Source organism: Bacteroides sp. 214 (assembly GCF_010501015.1).
Classification (GTDB): domain Bacteria; phylum Bacteroidota; class Bacteroidia; order Bacteroidales; family Bacteroidaceae; genus Bacteroides.
The window spans coordinates 38,320-63,321 of sequence record NZ_QVML01000012.1 but is presented as its reverse complement, the minus strand read 5'-3'; the positions used below and the strand labels follow the sequence as shown (position 1 = coordinate 63,321).

Genomic DNA, 25,002 nt, shown 5'->3' with positions numbered 1-25,002 from the left:
AAGGAGAACGCATCAACCTATTTTGAACGTTTGTAAACGACTTTTTCTTCTCTTTAAACATCGTACCTTAAAGTTTGTGCAAAGTAACTACTTATTTTGCATATCCCCAAGATTATCCAATCTTTTTGTTTATTTTTGCGCCACATTTAAAGTATTTAATAGATTTATGGAAACAGTTGTAAGCGGTATTCGTCCTACAGGTAACCTACACTTAGGTAATTATTTTGGAGCAATCAAAAGTTTTGTTCAAATGCAAAATGAGTATAATTGTTACTTCTTTATAGCCGACTGGCATTCCTTGACGACCCGCCCTAAACCCGAAAGCATCGTAAATAGCGCCCGCACCATTCTTGCTGAGTATTTGGCATGCGGTATTGACCCCGAAAAGGCGACTATCTATATACAGAGTGATGTTAAAGAGGTACTGGAATTATATCTTTATTTGAACATGAACGCCTACCTTGGCGAGTTGGAACGTACCACTACTTTCAAAGAAAAGGCACGTCAACAACCTGACAATGTAAATGCCGGATTATTAACTTATCCTACACTTATGGCTGCAGATATCCTAATTCATCGTGCAGTAAAAGTCCCTGTAGGAAAAGACCAGGAGCAAAACATGGAAATGGCACGCAAATTTGCCCGTAGATTTAATAATATGTATGAAGTGGAGCTTTTCCCCGAACCAGCTTCATTCTCTTTTACAGATAAAGCCATTAAAATCCCTGGTTTAGACGGTTCCGGCAAAATGGGTAAATCAGACGGCAACTGCATCTACCTCTACGAAGACGAGAAATCTATTCGCAAGAAAGTAATGAAAGCTGTTACCGACGCAGGACCTACAGTGCCCAATAGCGAAAAGCCCGAGGTTATTCAAAACCTGTTTACCTTCCTTGATATTGTTTCAAGCAAGGACACCTACAACTATTTTGAAGAAAAATGGAACGATTGCTCCATTCGCTACGGTGATCTTAAAAAACAATTAGCCGAAGACATTGTTACGTTTACCAATCCTATTCGCGAACGTATTGAAGAATATACAAACAACACTGAATTACTTGATAAGATAGCACTACAAGGTGCAGAGAAAGCAAGAGAAAGTGCTGTTAAAACAATACAGGAAGTGCGCCGAATTATTGGTTTCAAGTAAGCGCTTAAGAATATAAAAAAAGAGTCCGGCTCGTGTGTGAGCCGGACTCTTTTTTTATTTCACTACATCAACCAGCGCCATGCGGTTCAGGTAGACTTTATCAAACTTAGATACACCACCGACTGCATCTATAGTCATTCGGTTTCGATCAATATTGTATGTTCCTACCAACGCATCTACTACAGCTTGTGCACGCTGAATGCTCAATCGTTTGTTTGTTTCAACAGAACCGGTTGAAGAGTCGGCATAACCTGTAACCTTAAATTTCAGATTAGGATACTCTTTCATTTGGTCGGCCAGGAATTCTAAGTTAACCAATTCCTGTTCGGAAACTTTGGCTGAACCAATATTAAAGAATACAGAACGTGGGGCGATATCCGGAGTTTTCACAATTACCTCGGTCGATATAACTTCAGGTTCTTTCTGTGCTTCGGCTAAATCTCTTTTCAAGGTTCCGTTTTCGGCAGCAAGTGCATTCATCTTTTCACGAATGTTGCTCAGTTCACCTTCGCTGATTAACTGACGAACTGCAACCGGTTTCTTAAATTCACGTTTGGGGAAACGGTAAGTCAAACCAACGGTAGCTGACAAAACACCATCAAAGTCTCTTTTACCATGTAGCTCGCCATCAAATTTATTTTCAACACCCATAGCACTCAACTCCAGATTGATATCCATTGCTGATGATAGACGGAAACGGTTGATGATACCTGCGTTTACACTCAACGCCTCCCTCTTAGGAGATGAATAGCTGTGTGTAACACCCACACCCACATAAGGAATGACTTCGTAAACACGCTTAGGGTTGTAACCGCCTATTAAAGCGTTCAGATTAAACAACGCGTCACCATGCAAATTCATATAATTAAACTTCTGCTTGTACGCGTTAGCACTATTTTGGAAGCCGCCGTCGATATAACCATTATCAGCCTCTTTGGTAAAACCACGAGCTTGCAAACCGCTATATTGCAAACGAAGCGCCAAACCGGGAGTAAACCATTTTCCTACAGAAAAATTCAACGTAGGACTAATACGGTCTTTCACCTTACCTGCAGCATCACCGTTGCCCATCAATATTTCGGCACCACCACCTGCGGATATAAACCAGTTGTTCCAAAACTTATTCGTAAATACTTCATACTTGTTATCAGATGTATTCTGATATCCTGCTACATTCTGTGCCATTGCCACAGAAGACAAACCGGCAAACGCCAGTAACATTAGACTTTTCTTCATAATTTTACATAATTAAGTGGTTATTATTCTTTATAGTTTTAGTTCTAAAGCAAAATATAACAACACTCTCTAAGGAAAAAGGTTTTTGAAAAAAAGAAAAAACAATTTACGGAAACAATAAATAGCCGTATATTTGAAAACCAATAATATTGTTGAATAGAAAGCATGCAAATTGTTTGTTACACTCCCGAAAAAAGAGAAGAATGGAATCAATTCATCCAATCTTCCAGAAATGGAACATTCTTACTTTCGAGAGAATACATTGAATATCACGGCGTTAGATTCCCCGAACACTCACTCCTATGCTATAAAGGCAATGAATTAATGGCTGTAGTACCGGGCAACTTGGCCGGCAATATATATCATACCCATCAAGGGCTAACTTATGGTGGAATGATTTTTTCATACCAAGTTACCATTTCGCATATTTTAAAGTTTTTTGAATTAATATTAACTCACTTAAAAGAAGAATTTAAGGTAGAACAACTGATTTATCGTGCCATTCCTGCTATTTATCATGCCTATCCTGCCGAAGAGGATCTTTATGCGCTCTTCAGGAACAAAGCCGAATTATTTGAAAGGAAATTATCTACCACCATTCTTCTGGAACAAACACAACCATTCAAAACACTCCGCGAAAGACAGATAAAGCGTGCAGCAAAGAGTGAGCTTCGTATTCACGAAACAACAGACATCACTCCATTCTGGCATATCCTGAGTCATTTACTTCAGGAAAAACATAACACTACTCCTGTACATTCCGAAGCCGAAATGCATCATCTCATGCAACTGTTTCCTGAGGAAATTAAGTTTTTTGGCGTGTACGACAAAAAGGAAATGATTGCCGGAACCATTGTTTACGACACTAAACAGGTTGCCCACCTACAATACATCGCTTCCAACAAAAAAGGAAAGACATTGGGAGCACTCGATTTTTTGTTTAGCTATCTCATCCATGAACGATACGCGCACAAACGCTATCTCGATTTTGGTATATCTGTAGAAGAAAGCGGATGGTACCTTAATAAAGGACTGGTATCACAGAAAGAAGGATTTGGCGGAAGAGCCATTATGTACGACACTTATCGAATAAGACTTTAATATCCTATAAATATGATCTCTTTTTTAGACCTACAACGTATCAACAACTCATTTGAGCCACAACTTTCCGAAGAAATTACACGAGTGGTTCACTCCGGTTACTACCTCTGTGGAGAAGAAACCACACGCTTTGAAGAAGAATTTGCACTTTACTGCCATACTTCCTATTGCGTTGGGGTAGCTAATGGACTGGATGCTCTTACCTTAATACTCCTTGCCTATCAAGAACTTGGAGCTATGGAAAAAGATGATGAAGTAATTGTCCCTGCCAATACATTTATAGCTACAATTCTTGCGGTTATCCGTGCCGGAATGAAGCCTGTTTTTTGTGAACCTTCACCAGAGACCTACAATATAAATGTAAACCGACTTGAATCACTGATTACCGAACGTACCAAGGCTATATTACCCGTGCACCTTTATGGTCAATGCGCCGAAATGGATGTTATTAACAAGATAGCAAAAAAGAACAACCTGAAAGTCATTGAAGATGCCGCACAAGCAGCTGGTGCTGTCTACAAAGGTAAAAAAACCGGTAATCTCGGAGACGCTGCTGCTTTTAGCTTTTATCCATCCAAAAATCTTGGCGCACTGGGAAATGGCGGAGCTATAACCAGCAGCGATAAAAATCTTGCTGATATGGTACGTTCTCTTGCCAACTACGGCTGTTTGCAAAAGTATAAACATGTACAAAAAGGAATCAATAGCCGTTTGGAAGAGATACAGTCTGTTGCTCTTTCGGTTAAGCTCAAACGACTGAACGACGATAACAATCGCAGAAGAGCCATTGCCAAACGGTATCTAAAAGGTATAGACCACCCATTCATTACACTGCCCAAAGTAGAAAACTGGGACAGCCACGTATTTCATGTATTCCCGATTTTCTGCCAACGAAGAGATGTATTGCAGAGTTGGTTGTTGAAAAATGGTGTGCAAACACATATTCACTACCCCACTCCGCCACACTTACAACCTGCGCTGAAAGAGTATGAAAAACACTTCTTGCCCGTTACCGAACAAATACATCGTGAAGAATTGAGCCTACCAATGTCGCCAATGATGACAGACGCGGAGGTGAAAGCAGTTATTAAAGCAGTAAATGGATTTGAGTAATTGATAAAGATTCAGCCTAATTTAATTAGTTGATCTAAATCAAACCCTTTATTCTTCATTCGATTTTTGCGACGGGTAATACTGTCTGCTTCTTGGCTTAAAGCTGCAGCAATGCGTTCGCGAGACAAGCCTGCTTTATACAGTATAGAAATTATCTTTTCAATATCCGATGAAGAATGATTATTTACAATCCCCATAAAATAGGGATTCAGCAACGTATAGAAAATAATGAGATGCTGAAAATCAGACTTTTGAAGAATTCGATTCTCACCATCTAACAAGGACCGATATATCTCTATCCCTTGTAAAACAGAAGACTTGTACTCCAACTCCTTTTCATATTGAGACAAACTCGTTTGTAGTTTCACATAAGATGCTATCTCGTGAGTCTTTGTTCTGATTTTCTCTTCCAGTTCGTTATGTCGCGCAAGCAGGTATTGCCTTTCTTCTTCACCTTGATTCATTTCATCTTCCAATGTCTGCAACTGCAATCTATACGTCATCAGCTCCGCTTCTTTACTTCTAATCTTTTCTCTTATTGCCGCTTCCCTTTTATTTTTATATCTCCGGTAAAAATAGAATATAAGCAAACTAAGAAATACAAAAAGCATAAACAATACACCTAGTTGATATTGCATGAGTTCATGCTTCATCTTAAGAGACTTATTATCATATTTCTCTTGAATTTCCGAAATATTTCTATCCAATATACTATTATATGCATCTTGAATAGCAGAAACTAGGCTATCGGCAACTAAAGCAATTTCCTCGCTTGCTTCCGTACGTAATAAAAAAGAAAGTTTTGACTCTAAAACCGTAATATTAAAAGCTCCATTATCTATGGAACCCAATTTTTGTAAGTAGTATGTTGTTTTCTCTGAGTCACCTTCCTTTGCATATAAATCGGCAAGTGCAGCATATGTATAGGGCATTATCTCCTCGTCATTATAATGTAGTGAACATTGAAGATACTCCAACGCTTTATCAGAGCTTCCATGTTCTATATGAAATATTCCCAAGCAGTGATACACATAAGCTTTCTGGTCATTGTTACACAATTCGAGTTTTGAAATAAGCTGTTCATGGTAATGCAACACACTATCCGGCTGTTCCATATAGAAAAACACGTTAGCTATTTCCTGCAGGTTATAAACGGCTCGTTCTATATTATTCATTTTTTCAGAAACACGAAACGATTGCTTAAAGTAGGACAACGCCTTATCAAAATCAAGTTCGTTCTTGTTGATATAGCCCAAAGAGTTGAATATTATTGAGGTTAAATCATCATTAGCATCAGCTACCGCCCACTTCTCCGCCTCCTTAAAAGCTAATGTTGCTTCTTTAAATTCACCTTGTGTATAATGATATCGCCCTTTATAGAAATATGACATTGCTTTTCTTGTTAAGTCAGACCGATCTGCATAATAAGCAAGGGCAATTTGTAGTAAAGAGTCGTTCAGGGACAAGTGATTTTTATCCATTGCCTGCGAGAGCAACAAACAATAATCCGCCTGCTGCCTGCCCGTCAGTTCCTGTGGATGAACTACAGATTGAAGAATTTGCAAAGCACTGTCGGGGTATTGAGACATAAGAGATTCGGCTGTAACCAACTGAGTGTTTGTGTGAGAAGGCGTACAGGCATACAGAAAAAACAAAATGACAGTGTATAAAAAGAATCTCATAATATATTCATGCGTTTTGAAGTACAAATATAGCAAAAAGAAGAAAGCGGAACATAACACACTAGATAAATGCACTTAGAAGAGGATTGTTTTGAAGTTCATTTTAACCCAAAACAAAGTCCAAATGTATTCATTTGCAAGTCCATTTTTTACTTATGGCATTTGCTGCTAGAGCCATAAGCATTTGACCCGAATACCATAAGCAAACGATGCAAATGCCATAAGCATTTGGTCAATGAACCATAAGCATTTTTTTGATTAGCGAGAAGCCCAAAAATCAAGATACTGCTGGGCTACCCTTACATGGTCATGATACTTCTCTACATACTCAATACCCTGTGCAGAGAGCTCAGAAATACGCTCTTTATGCAGTAGCAACTCCTCCAATTTACGATACACATCATCAGCATCGGGCAATACATTGACAATGGGACGAAGAGTTGTTTCGCCCAGTATTTCGTAGTTCTCTTCCTCACCCCCACCTACAACAACGATACCCTTTGCCATAGCCAAGAGCGAATTCATTGAAGGGGTATAGGAGTATAACTGGTCTAACTGCACATCGGCTGCATTTAGTAAACGTTGATATTCATCATACGGAACAGAAACAACTTTTGTTATGGTACATTGGTCGGGATACTTGTGGTGCAATGCTTCTAATACAGGAAGCATTACATCTGTTCCTTTTAATTCGTTCTTGGCTGCCTGAATACCAATGAAAAAGTTGATTGTATCGGAAACATAACGTACACGCGGAGTAACCAACGAGCGATTGATGGGCAATGGTATAAATTTCGTTTTATCAGGAAAGTAAGGGCGATAAGAGACATCATATTCGTACAAACAAGAGATGATGCCGTCGCAACTTTCGGCAATTTCCTTGTTAGCTTTAGCTACACCACCATGCAGACACTCTTCAATATCAATACGGTTGAAATCTATATTTCTATACACATCGCCTATTTTGAAATCGGAGTAGCGAAAGGTATTGGTTTCCATACAAGCTTTCACATAGTAATAGTCTGTACCAAAGGCACCGAGGAATACCTTTTCATTATGCCTCCGCAAGAAACGATAAATAGGCAGAGTACGCTCCGCACGAATTCGCAAGAAGTAGGGATGAATAACCTGCACCACATCAAAACCTGTAAAAGAGGGAAGATGATATAAGATTTTTGCAAGACAACGAAATCCATCTTTGTAGCTATCGGTAGGACGATCCAATAAAATATCGCACGGATATTTCCCCCAACCACCACCATCGGATGCCACGCAAACTTCATGTCCAAGTACTCTAAGTCCCTCGGCCAGTGTCCAGTGTAAACGACTAAATTCTCCTATCAGTAATATCTTCATAAGTTATATCAGGTGTGATAGTACACGAGCTATACAATATTTCCACGAATAGACTTTGCCAGACAACGGCAAAAGAGATGCCCGTTTCAAATAGCAAAGTTCTTTATAAATGAAGCGCAGTGTACAACGATTGCGAAATAATTGCACCACATAGTCTATTGTAAGGAATGCCTTTTTACGATGAAGGGCTAAGAGGCGAGTATCCCAATAAGGAAGAAGAACCTCATCAGCAACAGCATTCGTGTTTAGAAAGTTGCTTACATCAAAAAGAGCCGTTTTGAAATCGGCAATTCGTTTCTTTCGTGACTCCTCATCTATGGTATGCAAGATAGAACCCACCTGTTTGCTATAGGCATAAACCACCAGATCGGTAATGATGGTGTAGTTGGCATAATAGAAAACTGAGGTTGTAAAGAACTCGTCTTCGTGGTAAACTCCTTCTCTAAAACGAATTTGATGCCGATCGAGCAGATCTTTACGCATAATATACCCCCAGGCTGTGTAGAGGAAATTATTGTTTGCCGAATAATCTGCGGCTATTTTATAATGATCTTCCTTGAGTGGTTGCGGCAAGTGCAGTGATTTGTGCAAATCACCACATACCCGTTTATGCGCAAAGGCAAGTAAATCGGCATTTTGTTTTTCGAGTGAATGAAGGCAGAGAAGTAGTTTATTATCAAAGAGATAATCATCTGCATCGATAAAGAGAAGATACTTACCCCGAGCTTGATCAATGCCTCTATTGCGTGCATTTCCCAAGCTGTCGCCATCAACCACAAGCACCTCCAACTTTTCTTCGGCTATCTTTTGTCTTTTGAAAGACTCCAGGCAGCGCTCCAACAAGTGCCTGTCGGCATTGCCATAGAAAGGTACGATGATGCTTAACAGTGGTTGCGACATTTATTATAGCACTTTATGAAATGACAAATTTATATGTAGCGCCACCTATTCCATTGTTTATACGAACAAAATAAACGCCGGCCGGTAAACCCGTCAACGGTAAAGTAAAATACAAATCGGCAGCGTCTTTTTTATAAACAGAGAGCAATTGTCCGGTAATATCCAGTAGCTCTACCTTATTAATATATTCGCCCTTCAACGTCAGGAAACCATCTCGCGGGTTACCAAAGAGAATTTCTCCTTCTTCTTCCTCATCCGGTGTTTTTATACCTGTACTACTATCCAAAAAGATGGCTGTTACAATAGGGTCGTGGTCTGAGCAACGATACATGTTACTCTTCGCATAGGGATCCACCGTGCTGGTAGATGATATTTTCATGTAACTTGACTCATCTGAGTTTATCGGGAAAGGTTCTGCCTTTGTTATTTGTTGGTCGAGCGAAGGAGTAGCTAAACTATGGTCCAAATATCCGGCACTGTTATAGCCTTCTGTGTAGAAGTTGTAGCTATATCCGATTGGCGAATGTTTCTGTAACTGGTTGATAAAGCCACCATTTATGAGTACTTCTATGGGATCTTCTTTGGTATACGAGTTGAGGTCGCCTACAATGAGCACATCAGGATCTTCGTAGTATGCTATCATGTTATTAATGAACTCTAGTGTTTTAGTAGCTTCCTGCACCCGGCGTGGATTATAAGCAGATTGTCCATCTTTCATGTCTTTTTGGTCAGCAGGAATATCTCTCCCGCTCTTTGATTTCCAGTGGTTAGCGCAGATTATGAATCGTTCGTTATTGCTACGCAAGTCAAAGGCTTGTGCTATTTTTCGATAAGGAAGATAAGAAGCTGTATTGGTATTAGGTACAAGTGTATTCTTCTGCATCTCTTTGTAAGGTACAACGGTCACGCTATTGTAGATAAAACCACACATCACTTGATTATTGATATTGGTTATGAACTTATAATCATAGGCTGGCGAGTTCATGGCTGCCGTCAACGCATTTGCCAAATCTTCGAGGTAAGTGTTTCCGTACACTTCCATTAATGCATAAATATCCGCATCAAGTGCTTTCATGCCGGCTATAATCTTCCTCCGTTGCACGTCTGTCGTTGCGGTAGTGTTCCCAAAATTCTCCACATTAAAGCTAACAACCTTTACATTATACGTTCCTAAATCGCCATGTGTCGTGGGGCGTTCATTACCAGCAAATACAGGTGCTACAGTAGGAGTTATGGCATACTTGCCACTCACTTTGCTCACAGTGCCGGTTATGTTACTTACCAATTGCCCGGTACGGCAACTACCATCAGCTGCGATATAGTTATAGTTATTTTTCCCCTTCTGCAATAGCAACTGATTGGCAACATTAGTAGCATTAGCAGTTGTAAACATTGTAATACCCGGCGCATTGGTCTCTGTGGGAATCCATAATCTACCATTGGAAAGGTAAACACCTCCATAAGTTTCTACCCCATTAGTATTAGTAACGGTAAGAATATTGGTTACAGTTACGGTTTGGTTTAAAAGTGCATCAGTAAAATCATCAGGAAAAACAACTTGTTGTTGTGCAAATAGTGTGCTAATAAAGATAGCTATAAAACTAAATGATATTGGTCTCTTCATAAAGTTATTTTTTAGATGTATTACAAAAATAGAGGTTATTTTTGTAATAGCCCTACTTTAAAAGATTAAAAAGCACAGAACCAAGAGGTTGTTACGCTCTTGACCCTGTGCTTAGACACACATTTTTGGAATTTATGAAAAGTTTCTTATTCTATCGGAATCCCTTTGTAGAAGTCGAGCACCTTTGTACGGAACATATAGTCGTACTTCGCCTGTATACGATCCGACAGTGCTTTCATTAAGTTCAATTTGGCTTCATTATACTCTATTGAAGTTGATTTCCCGTTTTCAAACTTTTCGCGCATCAAACGGAAAGATTCTTCGTTAGCCTCTACAGCCGTACCACTCGATTTAAACTTTGTTTCAGCAGCCAATGCGTTATACCAAGCTTGTTGTATTTCCTTATACAACACCTTCTTGGCATTATCTAACTGAATAGAAAGATTCTCGCGTTGCATCTTCGCTGCACGCACTCTATTGCGCGTAGCAAAACGATTGAAGATAGGTATGCTCAAGCTAAAGCCTAAAGACTTGTTTTGGTTCTTGTCCAATTGATCAAAGAAACCAAATTCCGAAACACCATCTACAGTAAAGTAACCCGAACTAATACCCGCACTAAATGACAAATCTGGATAATAACCACTTTGCGCAATGCGAATACTTTTTTCGCTTCCTTCTAAGCGATATTGAGCAGCCATAATACTTGGCTTATTACTTACGGCAGTTAAATAAATATCATCCGGTGGGCTCAGAGTTATAAAATCCGGTTCTATATTGGGGTCGGCAACAGCAAAGCCATCAGGTGTAGGGAGCTCGAGCAACTGTGTTAATTCAAGAACAGCCAGGTGATAGTCATTCTCTGCTTGCACAGCACTCATTTCGTCTTGTGCTACGCGTGCTTTTGCCTCGGCGACTTCCGCAGGAGAGGCTTTGCCTAGTTCGGCAAGACGGGTAGCACGATTGAGTTGTTCATTGCTTAACAACACTTGCTCCTTAGCAACTTTACTCAACTCCTTAGTATAGAGTGTTTGCACATAATAAGAAGCTACATTTATTGCAATATCGTCCTTTGCTTTATTGAGGTCTTCGATAGCTGCCTTCAAATTTAGTTTAGAGAGGGCATATTGATTAGGCAACTCAAAACCGGTAAATAGCGGTACATTTGTATTCAGACTAAAGCTTGTATTCGCTGTATTTAAGTTATCAACATAAGTATTCGTTTTCGGCGATTTTTCGCGTCCCCAGCCAAATTGTTGACTGGCACTACCATTCAGGTTCGGTAACCGCGCCCATTTGGCAGTGTTCTTTTCAATTTCCGATTGATTAACCGCATTCTCGGATTGCTGTATATTGAGATTATGCTCTATGGCGTAATCTATACACTCGCGCAGAGTCCATGCTTGTTGCCCGTACGAATGGTTCGCCAACAACAGGGCACTTACTACTATCAGTACTATTTTATATTTCATACCGTTTTACTTTTTATCTTTTTTCTCCATACCACGAAGCATATCACTCAGTTCGATACCCTCTTTTACTTCAATCTTAATACCGTCGCTCATACCTATTTTAATATTACGACGTACAAATTTCTGTTCGGGAACGCTATCAGTCATTATCCATACAAAAGCACTGTCTCCACTAAATTCGAGGGTGCTTTCGGGAATAGTCAACACATTTTCTGCATTAGCCAGTACTATTTCTGCATTAGCAGAGTATCCTGAGCGAATCACTACTGTATCGGGTACATGAACAGCCGCTTTAATCTCAAACTGGTTAGCTCCATTTTCCTCTACTCCTTTAGGTGAAATATACTCTAAAACCGCATCGAATTTATAGTTTTGCAGCGCACCTATAGTTAGTTTCACCGGCATTCCTTCGTGCAGGCGACCTACTTCCGTTTCATCTATCTTGCCGAGGAAAATTAAGTCATTCATATTGGCTACAGTTGCAATGGTGGTACCATCATTGAACGTATTGCTCATAATTACCGAGTTACCTTCTTTAATAGGCACATCAAGTATCAGTCCATCGATAGTAGAGCGTATCATAGTGTTGCTATACGATGCCGTTTTTTGTGTAATACCTTCCTTTACAATATCCAAAGCGTCTTTGGCATTCTCATATTCTTCATTTGACTGTTTGAAAGAAACTTCCGCTTTTTCAAATTCTTCTTTACTAATAAGTTTGTCCTCAAAAAGTTTCTTGCTGCGTCCAAAATCTGTTTCGGCTTGCTTTAGATTGATTCCGGCTAAGCGAACACGACTTTCGGCTGAGTTCAGTTGTCCCAACTCAGGGATTACTTTTACTTTGGCAATCACTTCATTTTTCTTCACTTTTTGTCCGGCTTCTTTGTACACCACATCTACAATGCCCGAGATCTGTGGCTTGATAAGGATTTCATCACGTGGCTCCACCTTTCCTGTAGCAACCGTGCTTTTTTCGAGGTCGCCCACCGCCGGTTTAACTATTTCGTATACAACAACTTTAGGTTTCGACTTATTATACAGGAAAACGAATGTCCACAAAAAGCCAAATGCCAGTAGCACTAGGAGTGCGATTTTAAAGAACTTTTTCATATTATGCGTATTTTGAATTTATATTTTATTTCGTTATTAATCTTCTCTAATAGCTTCGATTGGTTTGATGCCCATGGCACGATAGGCAGGGAACAACCCTGCAAGCATGCCTAACACAAGCAACAAAAATGTTGCACCAATGGCTGTCCAGAAATTAATCTGGAAACTCATCGGGTATGTAGCATCCGCGTTTACTAATATCTCAGCAGCTTGCAATATCAATACACCAAACGACACACCCACTAGTCCGGCAATGGTCATAAGCACCATACTTTCCGAAAGAATCTGCTGCATGATGTCGCGTGGACGGGCACCGATTGCACGACGAATACCAATTTCCATGGTACGTTCCTTAACTGTTACCATCATGATATTACTTACGCCGATAGCACCGGCAAACAATGTTCCCAATCCTACGATAAACACCAAGATATTAATCCCCACCAATAGATTGTCAACCATGGAGAACATAGCCTCGGCATTGAGGAACATCACCGCTTGTTTATCTTCGGGAGCGAGCAAATGCACCTGCTTCACAATCGCTTCAATATCGTCTTGCAACTCAGTAATCTTCACACCGGGTTTTGCCGTTACGCATACCATATCTATGTAGCGTCCAAGATTATATGTTTGCTGCATGGTAGTAAAAGGGATCACAATACTTTCGGAAGCACTACCGTTTATCTGAATATTTCCTTCCGAGTCGCACACGCCGATTACACGGTAATAGACCCCATCCAACAAGATAAACTTCCCGAGTGGATTCTCACCTTTGCGAAACAACTCTTCATAAACACGTGTTCCTATCGTACAAACCTTGCGTGCTTCGAGAATATCTATATCGTTAATGAAGCGTCCTTTACTCATTCGTTGCTGCTCTATCGCGTCATAATTAGGATAAAGTCCTTTGATGATACAGGTGCTTTTACGATCTTCGAATGAAGCTGTTCTTCCCCAATAATTTACCGTAGGGGTAATTACATCTATACCGGGCACATTTTGTTTAAGCCTGTCCACATCATCTATTTCTAAGTTCCACCAGCGTCCTTTTCGGAAGCCTTTGTAAGCTTTGCTGGTGCGTTGTGGCCATACAAAGCAAGAATTACTGGCAAAACCTTCAAAGTTACTTTTCATGAATCCTTCAATTGCATTACCTCCGCCAATCAATGCGATTAACATAAATATGCCCCAAAAGACTCCAAAAGCCGTAAGCAAACTTCTTGTTTTATTGCGGGTAATCGTTATTAAGATTTCTTCCCACGTATCTATATCCATTCTCATAACTTAATCGGCTCTTAGTGCTTCAATAGGTCTGATACTCACTGCTTTCCGCGCCGGAAAGAATCCAGCCATCGTGCCCGCCACTACCAACGTCAGGGTTGCCTGAATGGCAATGCCCACATCCACCGTAGGGTTCAGAAAAACAGTTTCCTGCCACATGCCTGTATCCATGGTTTGGTTTCCGGCTACCATATTCATAAGTTCTGTAACACCGATGCCTGCCACCATTCCTATATAACCAAACAATGTTGTTATAAAAACACTCTCTACAATAACCAAAAATAAAATAGAGGCGGGCTTGGCACCCAACGCTTTTCGTATACCAAATTCGCGCGTACGCTCTTTCACTGTAATAAGCATAATGTTGCTCACTCCTACAACACCGCTTAGCAGCGTAAATATACCGATAACCCAAATTGCGATACGTAACACACTCTGGGCTTTCTGCTGCCCCAGTTGCTGGTAAAATCGATTCCAAATCCACAAGGCTCCTGTATCTGCGGGGTCGGCACGGTGTGCCGCATTGATTACCTTACGATACTTTTCAACAAACTCGTCATTTTCTTTTTCTGTAGCCAGTCCTTTGGTTGTAAAGAGAATGTTGTTGAGTTTATCGCCTTTATTGTAAATAACCTGAAGGGTAGTAAACGGGATATACGCTTCACGTGAGTCACTATCCCCCCTGTCAGTATAGAGTCCCACGATTTGATAAGCGACCCTGTTTCCTATAACAAACTTTCCGATAGGATTTTCCTTAGGGAAAAGAAGCTCGGCAGTTTTTTTATTAAGAACAACCACCTTTCTGCGGTCGCGCAGGTCCAGGTCATTAATGAAACGTCCTTCAAGCAATTTCACTCGCTCTACTTCCGTATAGTTTGGGTACACTCCGTTAAAGCTGGTACTTACATATTCTTGTCCATAGCTCAATGTAATTCCGCCTTGGCGTACTCGTGCACCGGTACTGATAATGTTTTCGGGAAAGTAGGTATCCGTTGTTTTTACGTCGTCGTTATCCAACTCAATGCGCCTTCCCTCTTTCAGCCCGTCGTAGGCTTTACTGGTCCTTCCACCCGAAACACGCACGGAATTCATTGCCATTTCGGAAGAATTTTCTTCGAAGGCATGTATCAATCCGTTTCCTGCGCCAAGTAGTACAATCAGCATAAAGATTCCCCACGCAACGGCAAAACCCGTCAGAAAAGTACGCAACTTATTCCGCCGGATGGTACTGTATATTTCTTGCCAAATTTCAATCATGGTTATTTCATTAATCCGTTTTGTCCGAAGGAGATGGAGTCGTGGTTACGATTATCATCTATCCGTTCAATAATTCCATCCTTCAGGCGAATGATACGATTGGTAAGATTTGCGACGCCACTTTCGTGCGTTACAACAACGATGGTCATACCACTTTCATTGAGACTTTTAAGAATATCAAGCACTTCTGCAGAGGTTTTACTATCAAGTGCACCGGTAGGTTCGTCGGCAAGAATTATCTGCGGCTTGGTTATCAATGAACGGGCAATAGCTACGCGCTGTTTTTGTCCACCACTCATTTCGTTGGGCAGGTGATGTGCCCATTCCTTCAAGCCTAACATATCAAGGTATTCGAGCGCTAGTTTATTTCTTTTACGACGACTCACTCCTTGATAAAAAAGAGGCAGGGCTACATTTTCCATCGCATTTTTGAAAGAAATGAGGTTGAAAGACTGAAAGATGAAACCAATCATACGGTTACGATACTCGGCAGCTTTGCGTTCGCTCAAATCTTTTATTAATACGTTGTTCAAATAATAATCACCTGTATCGTAATTATCTAAAATACCAAGGATGTTGAGTAATGTTGATTTTCCCGAACCGGAAGAACCCATAATAGAGACAAACTCTCCTTTTTCTATATCCAGACTGATTCCTTTTAGTACGTGCAACGGCGCGCCGTTATAGTACGTTTTGTTGATGTCTTCGAGGTGTATCACGCTATTTAATTGTTATTTAAAGATTGTGTTCTGTTTCATTTACTTCATTAGACGCACGGTATATATGAAAAGTTGCAACGAGGTGTGTTTTTTTTCAAAACATTTTGCTAAACCGGATTTCTTCCCTTAATTTGTAGGTACAATTTTATTAACTAACCCTTTTAATTTTATTTCAAGTATGAATTCACATTTAGAAAAGCCCTATGTGGTAGGTATTGATATAGGTGGAACCAACACCGTATTCGGCGTCGTTGATACACGCGGTACTATTCTCGCCAATGGTTCTGTAAAAACACAAACTCACAACGACATCAACAAGTACATTGATGAAGTTTGCGAGAACCTGCTTCCGCTAATCAATGCACATGGTGGCATTGACAAAATAAAAGGTATTGGCATCGGTGCGCCCAATGGCAATTACTATAAAGGAACCATTGAATTGGCAGCCAACCTTCCTTGGAAAGGCATTATCCCATTGGCACAATTATTTCAAGACAGATTGGGATTACCTGCTGCATTGACCAACGATGCAAATGCCGCCGCTGTAGGCGAAATGACCTACGGAGCCGCGCGTGGCATGAAGGATTTTATTATGATTACATTAGGCACAGGTGTAGGCAGTGGTATCGTTGTGAATGGCCAGGTGGTTTACGGTCATGATGGATTTGCCGGAGAACTTGGACATGTTATTATGCGTCGCGAAAACGGACGTGTATGTGGATGCGGTCGTAAAGGTTGCTTAGAAGCCTATTGCTCGGCAACAGGTGTGGCACGTACTGCGCGCGAACTACTTACAGCCCGAACCGAACCCTCTTTGTTGAGAAACATTCCTTCTGAGAGTATTACATCTAAAGATGTGTACGAAGCAGCAGTTCAAGACGATGCGCTGGCACAAGAGATATTCAAGGCAACAGGAACATTGTTGGGCGAAGCATTGGCAGATTTCATCGCATTCTCCAGCCCGGAAGCGATTGTTTTGTTTGGTGGCTTGGCAAAATCCGGCGATTACATTATGAAACCAATCTACGAATCAATGGAAGCCAACTTGCTGGATATATTCAAAGGTAAGACTAAGCTACTTGTTTCAGAGTTGAAAGACTCCGACGCTGCAGTACTTGGGGCAAGTGCATTGGCTTGGGAATTGAAATAAGTAAAACTCTAATTCATAAAAAAAGCGAGAATTTATAATTCCCGCTTTTTTTATGAATTAGAGTATACTTAACGATTAACTCTTTTTTCTTTGATTCTGGCTTTCTTACCAGTAAGTGCACGCAAGTAATAAAGTTTAGCGCGACGCACTTTACCAATCTTGTTCACCTCGATGTTATCGATAGCTGGTGATTCGATTGGGAAAATTCTTTCTACACCCACAGTGCCCGACATTTTACGAACTGTAAAACGTTTTTTGTCACCATGACCTGCAATTTTAATAACAACACCACGATACAACTGTACACGCTCTTTGTTACCCTCAATAATACGATATGCTACAGTTACTGTATCACCCGCTTTGAATTTTGGATGTTGCTTACCGGTAGCAAATGCTTCTTCAGCAATTTTAATAAGATCCATTGTTCTATTTTTTAATTGTTTTATCGTTACAACGCAACATATCAAGCAACTCTTCATGACAGCGATTGCGCGAAAGCGGTGCAAAGAAACGAAATTATCACAAGACAGCCAAATGATTTTACGAAATAAATCTTCAGATACTCTTCCACGTATACATCCTCTATCTATTTAGTCCTATAACTCTCCAACTTATTCCTCTTTTTCACTGTAAGCAGGGATATTTTCATCTATTATTATTCTGTTCCTCTGTTCTTATTTCCTATTTGCGAAATCGATTAGGAAATCGCTTTAATTAATTGTAATATTTGTATCAGTCCTTATATTATAATTAGGTGAAAGTGTTCTTTTCTTAGTTGTGGTAACCGATATTAGTCTGAAATTCTTGGCTCAAACATATAAACAATTTATTAAGATGAAAAAGATATTATTTAGCCTGTTTCTGTTGTTTGTAGCTTGGCCGATGACCGCCCAAGAGGCGTATAAAGGCCAACTCTACATTACACGCCAATCTCTTGTCTCTTCGGGAGATGATCTTGTCCTTGAAATGGATATCAACTTCGAGGGGTTATCGCTTGCTACCGACCGTGCTGTGATGCTTATCCCCATTCTCCGCTCCGGTAACTACTCTTTCGCACTCCCCGGTGTGTTGATTAATGGTTCTGAAATGCATCGTTCGTACCGCCATCGCCTCTCGAAAGCGGATAGCTTGGCGAAAGCCAATGATCCGTTGCCGTACGCAGTGATCGTCGACAACCGCAAATCATCCCGTCACATATCGTATCTTACATCTGTGGCTTACCAAAGCTGGATGCACGATGCTGTTCTATTTCTTCGCACCGAAGAGTTGGAACAAAAGGGTCTGGTAACAAGCATATTCGAAGACAAAATCGCCGATACCCCTCTTCAGTCGAAGAGACCCCATTCTCCTGTTGTGATCGACGACCAGTTACTTTCCCTTGTTAATATAGTACCGCCGAGGAACGAAGTCTTTACTCATGCCGGTAACCTGCTGATTTCGGAGTATCTCTGCGGGCCCGCCCATAAAAACAAGCGTCGCGAACGCTCAGGTTATGACGATGTCTACCGACTGCTCAATACCGAGGTAAATAAGATACTCAACCAGCCCGGTGCCGAGTTGGCCTACATTCATCTTACAGGCTACGGCTATCCCATCGGCGATTATCAGAAGAATGGGCGCACGGCAGCCATCCGCAGTGTCGAGTTGAAGGAAGTTCTTTACGACTACCGTCTATCAGGCAAAGCACCTTTGGAGGTTACCTGGGTCAGCGAAGACTGGGACTCCATCGCCAACTTTGTTCGTAACTCCCACATGCAGTTCCGCGAGTCTGTCCTTAATATAATAGAAAGCGTTTCCGTAACCCGCGGCCGCGAAAATATGTTGATGACCTTTGCCGACGGCATCCCTTACCGCTACCTCTGCGGCGAGGTGTTTCCCCGCGTCCCGCGTCTTTCGTACGAAATTGGTTACATCCGTTCGGTATCCATGCCTTCTTCTCCCGGCGCACAGGGTGGAGCTACGTATATCAGCCTCGAGAATTTCTACCAGTTGGCCATACAATCGCCCGTTGGCTCGTCGAACTATAACGACCTGCTCGACCTCTCAGCCCGCTTGTACCCCAGCAGTGCCGAAGCCGCTATCAACGCGGCTGCCGTAGCCCTGATGCAGCGCAATGCCCCCAAGGCACGCGGATATCTCGAGCCTTATGCCGAACACCCGCTTGCTTACAACAACATGGGTATTCTATATCTGCTCGAAGGCAACTCCGACAAAGCCGAAGTTTACCTCCGCATGGCAGCTTCTGCCGGTGTCGATCAGGCACGAAGGGCCTTAAATGCCTTACTGTCCCGAAACGGGAATCTTTAACAAAGAACAAAACCTAAACACGCCCTGATATGAAGAAATTTAGAATATATACGCTACTTATCCTCTGCCTTCTGCTGACCATGCCTTTCAGCACATTTGCCGGGGTATCACCGACGGACTCCATCTACAGGCGCATCATCCTTGATGGTGTTCTTCAGCAGGATTTCTACTTCGGATATCCGCAGGGCAGTGCTGTGATTTTTAATCACTGGGGTAACAATACATACGAGCTCGACAAACTCGCTTCGTTTATGGATGTGGTGCTTGGCGAAAAGTCGGTCTACATCAAGGAAGTGCATCTGTCGGGTCATTGTTCGATAGAGGGAAGCCGTTTTCTAAACGAGGAGCTTTCTTATAACCGTGTCAAAGGTTTCCATAACTACTTATTAAATGCATATTCTGCACTGGCTAATCACAAGATTTGCCTGAATTGGCTGGGCGAAGACTGGGATAAACTGATGTCGTTGGTTAGCGTATCAGATATCCCATCCAAGAAAGATGTATTAGAGATTATCAACGAAGTAGAGGATGCCGACGAACGCGAACGGAAGCTCATGAAGCTAAAGAATGGCACTCCTTACCGCATCATGCTGAGCGAACTGTTTCCGCAACTGCGACGCGTCGAGATTGCCGTAGTCTACGACGTCCCCCGCATGCTTCGCGATGATCCCGGGCTTATGGATGATGTATTGAGCTTGATGGAAGACGATCCTCACTTACAACAGCAGGTTGCTCCTGTAGACACCCGTCACCGTGCTAAGAATATATCTACTCGGGTAGCCGTGGGGTATTACGCCGATACTCTTTCTGTCTATCAAGGCAAGTATCCCTCACGTCGTTACAGTTCGCCGTTACTGGCGATTAAGAGCAACCTGCTTCTGTGGGGAGGCATCACTGCCGAGGTGCGTCACGTAGCCTTTACTCCCAACCTGTCGGTAGAATATTTCTTCAACCGTCACTGGTCGGCCGAGTTCGAAGGTAAATATGCCTACTGGCATTACGATAACGACCGTAAGTTCTGGGGGCTTTCCGGCTATCGCCTCGAAGCGCGTTATTGGATTACCCTTCCTAACTTTCGGCACATCGCTTATGTGGGTGTTTACGGACGGGTAGGCGATTATGATATCCGTAGTGCCGAGGGCGCTCCGCAAGAGCTGTTCAACGGACGAAACTATACGGCCGATTACTGGGATGCAGGATTATCCGTGGGGTTCTACATCCCTATTACCTCTTTCCTCGGACTGGAGTTGGGAGCACGCGGAGGCTACATGAGCAGTAAAAAAGCACTGTACTCGGAAGAACCTCCGTATGCATACCTGAATAAATATGAAGACTACCGGAAGATTATGGTTACCGATTTGGTCGTATCACTGGTGTTCCGGATAGGACGCTGAATAACTAATAAATAGAAAAGAGATGAGTGGAAAAGAATCCAAGCCAATCTCTTACATGTTGATGATTAACCTAAAAATTAATGAAGATGAATTCAAAGACCAAACTGATGTGCATGGGCGTCCTGATGGGCTCCATGCTGATGATGAACTCGTGTGTGAAACACGAGAGCGACGATCCCAATCCACCCGATCCGCTCGCTGTTACTTTTAACACCGAGATTGACGGAGGAACAACCACCCGCGCTGTGGGCGATTCTTGGGAAGAAGACGATGAAGTCGGCATATTTATGCTGACCAAAGACGGGAAATTGCCCGGCGATGTATTAAGCAACGGTATCAACCGCCAGTATAAAGTAACGGCCGAAGGAACTGACGCCAAAGATGTATTAATACCCGCCAGCGCCGACCAGGCTATCTATTTCCCAATGGATGCCTCCACCGTGGATTTTGTAGCCTACCACCCGTTTAAAAGCACAGCGGAGCTGACGGCAGAATACCTCTATCCCGTAAACCTGGTGGCACAGAACCCAGCCTCGGCGCACGACTTATTATACAGTATCGGTGCCAGCGGAAGCAGCAACAACAATGCTGTTACACTGAGGTTTAAGCACATGCTTACCAACATTACCATCGCTATATCTCGGGGGTATGGCGTTACCGACGATGCTTTCCAGGCAAAGACCGTAATCCTGAAAGGTATGCCCGCCACGGCTAAGTTTAGTTTGGGCGAAGCTACCTTTAGCGACTTGGCAGTAGCCGATATAAAAGCCCGCCCAAAAAGTGATGACGGTGCTGTGTACGAATTCATGGTGTTGCCGCAACCCACAGTGGGAACATACCAAAACCGTACCGTAGATATATCGATTGACGGAAAAACATTCCAATGGGCCTTCCCTGATGGAGCCACCTTCGAGCAAAGCAAACGCTATAGCTACGAAATGGCAGTGACTGCCGACGGATTGGAAATGGTAAATCTAACCATTACCCCCTGGGAAGATGGAGGAGTATTTACCGATTCCGAAGGATGGGTAAGTACCACTACCATTAAATTCTCGCCCGATGATATAGAAAGAATACGAATACCTGCAGGAACTTTCTGGATGGGAGCGGCCGATGGAACTACATCTGTTACGATAGATGGGAATACATTTGTACCGGGTAGTGATCCATTTAAAGCTGCTAATGGTAGAGAAGTACCTATGCACCAAGTACAAATATCCAATGCGTTCGATATGGGTAAGTACGAGGTTACGGTAGAACAGTTCTGTGCCTACTTGAACAGCATACGAAACCATCCGGACTTTATGACGGATTATGTCAATGGAGCTATGACTGTTTATCGTAGAACGGATGAAGGATGGGAAAATTATTACGCTCCACTTCCGGAGGATTATCCCTGGACAGCTAACTATAACCCTAAAACCAACATTTGGTATCCGAGTGAGGCTAATGCTATTGATTACTCCAACTATCCTGCCGGTCGTGTGACTTGGCAAGCAGCCAATGATTTTTGCAAGTGGATAGGTGCCCGTCTACCTACTGAGGCCGAATGGGAATATGCATGCCGGGGTGGATTATATTTTGCAGGCAATAGCGATGGCTCCCTCCCTTATCGATGGGCTACTCCGAATGGAACTGGATATACCGAAGTAATAGATTATTTCTGGAATAGTTACAATAATACGCCTGAGACTGGCGAAGGTTATCCCGCTGGAACTAAACCCGTCGGCATGAAACAACCCAATAACTATGGATTGTATGATATTGAAGGCAATGTGCATGAATGGTGTTCCGACTTGTATGATATAGATTATTATAAAACACTTGCTGGAAGTTTGGCAATAGACCCTACGGGACCTACAGAAGATGAAACTTCAAGTACTCTACGAGTGTGTAAAGGAGGAGCGTTTAATTCTAATCACGGAGAAACTCGAGTAACAGCACGTTATCCGTCCTCAAGGGTTAGTAATAATGTTGCATATGGTTTCCGTGTTGTGTTCCCTATACAGCCAGCCACTCCCTGAAAGCGAAACCAATGAACTTAAAATTGTAAACAATGAAAACAATATATTATATTTTTCGGACTGCCGCATTATTATTGATTGTGGCGTTCCTTTCTGACTCGTGCGTACACGAGGAAAACAGAAAAATCTCTACTCCCGGCGATCTGGTGGAGTTTACGGCTCAGATTGGGTCGTCTAGCAAGTCGCGTGCCTCCACCAGCACGGTGATTACTACCCGGGTTACCGGTGATAGTTTTGACTATGGTGATCAGGTAGGAGTTTATATGCTAACCGAGAATGGATCATTGCCTGATAATATCGTAGGTGAAAATGATAATCGGCGTTATAGTATTGCTCGCAACGATGCAGGTACGGGATTCAAGCTAATTCCTTCAATGCCTGAACACAATATGTTTTATCCCGATGATGGCAGCACAGTAAGCTTTGTTGCCTATTATCCTTATAGTACTACTATCCAGGATTACGTGTATCCGGTGAATATAGCTGAGCAGGGCGAACAAAGCCTCGATTTGCTTTATAGTACCGGTACTAAAGGGAGCAATACGACTCCTGCGGGTACATTGACCTTTGCCCATAAACTATCTAAGTTGGTGATTAACCTAAAGCAGGATGTGGGAATGAACGATGATCTGTCGTCTATTTACGCTACCCTCGGGGGTATGCCCGCACGGGCATCATTTAGTTTGGCAGACGGCTTGCTGACGGTAAATCCCGATTCAGACGATACTCCCATTGTTATTGCTAAAAACACCATGAATAATGCTGTGGCGGTGTTCAATGCCATTGTGCTTCCGCACGAAGGTAGCGATCATAATGGGCGCACTATTACCTTTAGCACCGGTAGCGTAGATTATACCTGGACGATGCCCGATAATATCGACTTTGAAAGCAACAAAATGTATACCTGTTCGTTTACCCTGCGTGGCATCAATCTGGCGTTCAATGGTGTTACCATTACCGATTGGGAAGATAGCGATAGTGGCTTGGTATTTCCGGTAGCGCGCATTCCGGCAGGAACCTTCTGGATGGGTGCATCCGATGGACAGACAGAAATTACCTATAGCGGGAGAACCTTTACGCCAACGGAAGACGAACTCAGAAATAGTGATGGTCGCGAAGTGCCTTTACACGAAGTTCGTATTAGTAAGGATTTCTACCTGAGTAAATACGAAGTTACCAATGCCCAGTATTGTGCATTCCTAAATGCGTTGGCAGCTGCCAATGACCCCGATTATAGTGTAGAGACTGACGGGGCAGTTACCAGAGCATACTACATGGTAGATGGCGTTAAGCAGATCTATGCCCGAAACGTCAATGCTACCAGTTATCGGGGCATAACATATAATGACGATGACAAGCTGTGGCTTCCTAATGTGCGTGATGGTCTGGATTATTCGGATTATCCCATGATGTTTGTAACTTGGTTTGGTGCCCGTGCTTTCTGCGAATGGGTAAATGGCAGGCTTCCTACCGAGGCTGAGTATGAATATGCAATTTATGGAGGTAATTACTTTATTGGTGATGACCCTATTTTTGGACTTGGAGGCAGTAAAGATACTCATTGGAACTATGCTTGGTCTGGTTTTAATAATGCAGCAGCAGGTGAAACCATAGACGGCTATCCTGCTGGCACCAAACCGGTTGGAAAAAAATTACCCAACGGGTACGGTTTATATGATATAGCGGGTAACGTTTGGGAATGGTGTCACGATTGGTATTATATAGATTATTACAAAGACCTCGCCGGTAGCATAGCAGTAGACCCCACTGGGCCAAATGAACCTGTTGAAGGATTACAACATCATCATGCACGTGGAGGTTGTTTTTCTAGCACTATGTTTACATCCCGTTTAAATTATCGTAATGGTGTTAAAGAGGATGGCGTATATGATTATCTCGGCTTCCGCGTAGCATTCTCCATCGAATAACCATTTCCCCGGGTGGGGCTTCGCCCCACCCCATCGTTCTTTGACTAATTTATAAATGCTTAAGTGTACATTTAGATACCTTTTTTGTTGGTATTTCAATCATCAATTGCCGTCTGCTTTAGCTGACGGTTTAAGAGCAATATTCATTTCTGGCTTTAGCCAAAACTAAAATCATTTGGCTAAAGCCAAGATAGGAAATTT

Annotated in this window: 19 protein-coding genes; 8 read left to right on the top strand and 11 right to left on the bottom strand. The window is 42.2% G+C overall.

Annotated features, from left to right (window positions below):
* Positions 1 to 166: 166 nt before the first annotated feature.
* Entirely contained in the window at positions 167 to 1,150 is a 984-nt protein-coding gene (trpS, locus tag D0T50_RS09470) for a tryptophan--tRNA ligase (protein WP_163223287.1), read from the top strand.
* Positions 1,151 to 1,204: 54 nt separating this feature from the next.
* Here the strand turns inward: trpS and D0T50_RS09465 are convergent, their stop codons facing one another.
* Positions 1,205 to 2,386, bottom strand: a complete 1,182-nt coding sequence (locus tag D0T50_RS09465) for an OmpA family protein (protein WP_163223286.1) — start codon at positions 2,384 to 2,386, stop codon at positions 1,205 to 1,207.
* A 165-nt stretch (positions 2,387 to 2,551) separates the two neighbouring features.
* Here D0T50_RS09465 and D0T50_RS09460 point away from each other — a divergent pair, with 165 nt between their 5' ends.
* Entirely contained in the window at positions 2,552 to 3,487 is a 936-nt protein-coding gene (locus tag D0T50_RS09460) for a GNAT family N-acetyltransferase (RefSeq protein WP_163223285.1), read from the top strand.
* 12 nt (positions 3,488 to 3,499) lie between these two features.
* Positions 3,500 to 4,600 carry a DegT/DnrJ/EryC1/StrS aminotransferase family protein gene (locus tag D0T50_RS09455; protein ID WP_163223284.1) on the top strand — a complete coding sequence of 367 codons (1,101 nt, stop codon included), beginning with the start codon at positions 3,500 to 3,502 and terminating at the stop codon, positions 4,598 to 4,600.
* An 11-nt stretch (positions 4,601 to 4,611) separates the two neighbouring features.
* Here the strand turns inward: D0T50_RS09455 and D0T50_RS09450 are convergent, their stop codons facing one another.
* From D0T50_RS09450 to D0T50_RS09410, 9 genes are all read right to left on the bottom strand, one after another.
* The gene (locus D0T50_RS09450) at positions 4,612 to 6,165 is read right to left on the bottom strand and encodes a hypothetical protein (RefSeq protein WP_163223283.1); all 1,554 of its coding nucleotides are present in this window, start codon (positions 6,163 to 6,165) and stop codon (positions 4,612 to 4,614) included.
* Positions 6,166 to 6,540: 375 nt separating this feature from the next.
* Positions 6,541 to 7,638, bottom strand: coding sequence for a glycosyltransferase (locus D0T50_RS09445; RefSeq protein ID WP_163223282.1), 1,098 nt, complete (start codon positions 7,636 to 7,638; stop codon positions 6,541 to 6,543).
* 3 nt (positions 7,639 to 7,641) lie between these two features.
* Positions 7,642 to 8,538 (bottom strand): glycosyltransferase, encoded by an 897-nt coding sequence (locus tag D0T50_RS09440; protein WP_163223281.1) that lies wholly within the window; start codon positions 8,536 to 8,538, stop codon positions 7,642 to 7,644.
* 13 nt (positions 8,539 to 8,551) lie between these two features.
* Complete coding sequence (locus D0T50_RS09435; protein ID WP_163223280.1) at positions 8,552 to 10,162, bottom strand: T9SS type A sorting domain-containing protein; 1,611 nt, start codon at positions 10,160 to 10,162, stop codon at positions 8,552 to 8,554.
* Positions 10,163 to 10,308: 146 nt separating this feature from the next.
* Positions 10,309 to 11,631, bottom strand: coding sequence for a TolC family protein (locus D0T50_RS09430; protein ID WP_163223279.1), 1,323 nt, complete (start codon positions 11,629 to 11,631; stop codon positions 10,309 to 10,311).
* A 6-nt stretch (positions 11,632 to 11,637) separates the two neighbouring features.
* Positions 11,638 to 12,741, bottom strand: coding sequence for an efflux RND transporter periplasmic adaptor subunit (locus D0T50_RS09425; protein WP_163223278.1), 1,104 nt, complete (start codon positions 12,739 to 12,741; stop codon positions 11,638 to 11,640).
* Positions 12,742 to 12,777: 36 nt separating this feature from the next.
* Entirely contained in the window at positions 12,778 to 14,022 is a 1,245-nt protein-coding gene (locus D0T50_RS09420; protein WP_163223277.1) for an ABC transporter permease, read from the bottom strand.
* Between the two features lie 3 nt (positions 14,023 to 14,025).
* Positions 14,026 to 15,279, bottom strand: a complete 1,254-nt coding sequence (locus D0T50_RS09415; RefSeq protein ID WP_163223276.1) for an ABC transporter permease — start codon at positions 15,277 to 15,279, stop codon at positions 14,026 to 14,028.
* Positions 15,280 to 15,281: 2 nt separating this feature from the next.
* Positions 15,282 to 15,998 (bottom strand): ABC transporter ATP-binding protein, encoded by a 717-nt coding sequence (locus D0T50_RS09410; RefSeq protein ID WP_163223275.1) that lies wholly within the window; start codon positions 15,996 to 15,998, stop codon positions 15,282 to 15,284.
* 178 nt (positions 15,999 to 16,176) lie between these two features.
* On the opposite strand from D0T50_RS09410, the gene D0T50_RS09405 reads away from it, so the two are divergent.
* A complete protein-coding gene (locus D0T50_RS09405) occupies positions 16,177 to 17,148 on the top strand; it encodes an ROK family protein (protein WP_163223274.1) in 972 nt (323 codons plus the stop codon).
* Positions 17,149 to 17,216: 68 nt separating this feature from the next.
* Here D0T50_RS09405 and rplS read toward each other — a convergent pair whose 3' ends face one another.
* The gene (gene rplS / locus D0T50_RS09400) at positions 17,217 to 17,570 is read right to left on the bottom strand and encodes a 50S ribosomal protein L19 (RefSeq protein WP_163223273.1); all 354 of its coding nucleotides are present in this window, start codon (positions 17,568 to 17,570) and stop codon (positions 17,217 to 17,219) included.
* Between the two features lie 412 nt (positions 17,571 to 17,982).
* Here rplS and D0T50_RS09395 point away from each other — a divergent pair, with 412 nt between their 5' ends.
* From D0T50_RS09395 to D0T50_RS09380, 4 genes are all read left to right on the top strand, one after another.
* Positions 17,983 to 19,455 (top strand): DUF3868 domain-containing protein, encoded by a 1,473-nt coding sequence (locus D0T50_RS09395; protein ID WP_163223272.1) that lies wholly within the window; start codon positions 17,983 to 17,985, stop codon positions 19,453 to 19,455.
* Positions 19,456 to 19,484: 29 nt separating this feature from the next.
* Positions 19,485 to 20,849 carry a DUF3575 domain-containing protein gene (locus D0T50_RS09390; RefSeq protein WP_163223271.1) on the top strand — a complete coding sequence of 455 codons (1,365 nt, stop codon included), beginning with the start codon at positions 19,485 to 19,487 and terminating at the stop codon, positions 20,847 to 20,849.
* Between the two features lie 80 nt (positions 20,850 to 20,929).
* Complete coding sequence (locus D0T50_RS09385) at positions 20,930 to 22,873, top strand: SUMF1/EgtB/PvdO family nonheme iron enzyme (protein ID WP_163223270.1); 1,944 nt, start codon at positions 20,930 to 20,932, stop codon at positions 22,871 to 22,873.
* Positions 22,874 to 22,905: 32 nt separating this feature from the next.
* Positions 22,906 to 24,801 (top strand): fimbrillin family protein, encoded by a 1,896-nt coding sequence (locus tag D0T50_RS09380; protein WP_163223269.1) that lies wholly within the window; start codon positions 22,906 to 22,908, stop codon positions 24,799 to 24,801.
* Positions 24,802 to 25,002: the final 201 nt, after the last annotated feature.

What these genes read in the sequence shown, in the direction of transcription:
- trpS (WP_163223287.1), top strand. Translation starts at nt 167, where the DNA reads ATGGAAACAGTTGTAAGCGGTATTCGTCCTACAGGTAACCTACACTTA.
- rplS (WP_163223273.1), bottom strand. Translation starts at nt 17,570, where the DNA reads ATGGATCTTATTAAAATTGCTGAAGAAGCATTTGCTACCGGTAAGCAA.
- D0T50_RS09420 (WP_163223277.1), bottom strand. Translation starts at nt 14,022, where the DNA reads ATGAGAATGGATATAGATACGTGGGAAGAAATCTTAATAACGATTACC.
- D0T50_RS09415 (WP_163223276.1), bottom strand. Translation starts at nt 15,279, where the DNA reads ATGATTGAAATTTGGCAAGAAATATACAGTACCATCCGGCGGAATAAG.
- D0T50_RS09425 (WP_163223278.1), bottom strand. Translation starts at nt 12,741, where the DNA reads ATGAAAAAGTTCTTTAAAATCGCACTCCTAGTGCTACTGGCATTTGGC.
- D0T50_RS09460 (WP_163223285.1), top strand. Translation starts at nt 2,552, where the DNA reads ATGCAAATTGTTTGTTACACTCCCGAAAAAAGAGAAGAATGGAATCAA.
- D0T50_RS09465 (WP_163223286.1), bottom strand. Translation starts at nt 2,386, where the DNA reads ATGAAGAAAAGTCTAATGTTACTGGCGTTTGCCGGTTTGTCTTCTGTG.
- D0T50_RS09435 (WP_163223280.1), bottom strand. Translation starts at nt 10,162, where the DNA reads ATGAAGAGACCAATATCATTTAGTTTTATAGCTATCTTTATTAGCACA.
- D0T50_RS09445 (WP_163223282.1), bottom strand. Translation starts at nt 7,638, where the DNA reads ATGAAGATATTACTGATAGGAGAATTTAGTCGTTTACACTGGACACTG.
- D0T50_RS09380 (WP_163223269.1), top strand. Translation starts at nt 22,906, where the DNA reads ATGAAAACAATATATTATATTTTTCGGACTGCCGCATTATTATTGATT.
- D0T50_RS09390 (WP_163223271.1), top strand. Translation starts at nt 19,485, where the DNA reads ATGAAGAAATTTAGAATATATACGCTACTTATCCTCTGCCTTCTGCTG.
- D0T50_RS09395 (WP_163223272.1), top strand. Translation starts at nt 17,983, where the DNA reads ATGAAAAAGATATTATTTAGCCTGTTTCTGTTGTTTGTAGCTTGGCCG.
- D0T50_RS09405 (WP_163223274.1), top strand. Translation starts at nt 16,177, where the DNA reads ATGAATTCACATTTAGAAAAGCCCTATGTGGTAGGTATTGATATAGGT.
- D0T50_RS09430 (WP_163223279.1), bottom strand. Translation starts at nt 11,631, where the DNA reads ATGAAATATAAAATAGTACTGATAGTAGTAAGTGCCCTGTTGTTGGCG.
- D0T50_RS09455 (WP_163223284.1), top strand. Translation starts at nt 3,500, where the DNA reads ATGATCTCTTTTTTAGACCTACAACGTATCAACAACTCATTTGAGCCA.
- D0T50_RS09440 (WP_163223281.1), bottom strand. Translation starts at nt 8,538, where the DNA reads ATGTCGCAACCACTGTTAAGCATCATCGTACCTTTCTATGGCAATGCC.
- D0T50_RS09385 (WP_163223270.1), top strand. Translation starts at nt 20,930, where the DNA reads ATGAAGATGAATTCAAAGACCAAACTGATGTGCATGGGCGTCCTGATG.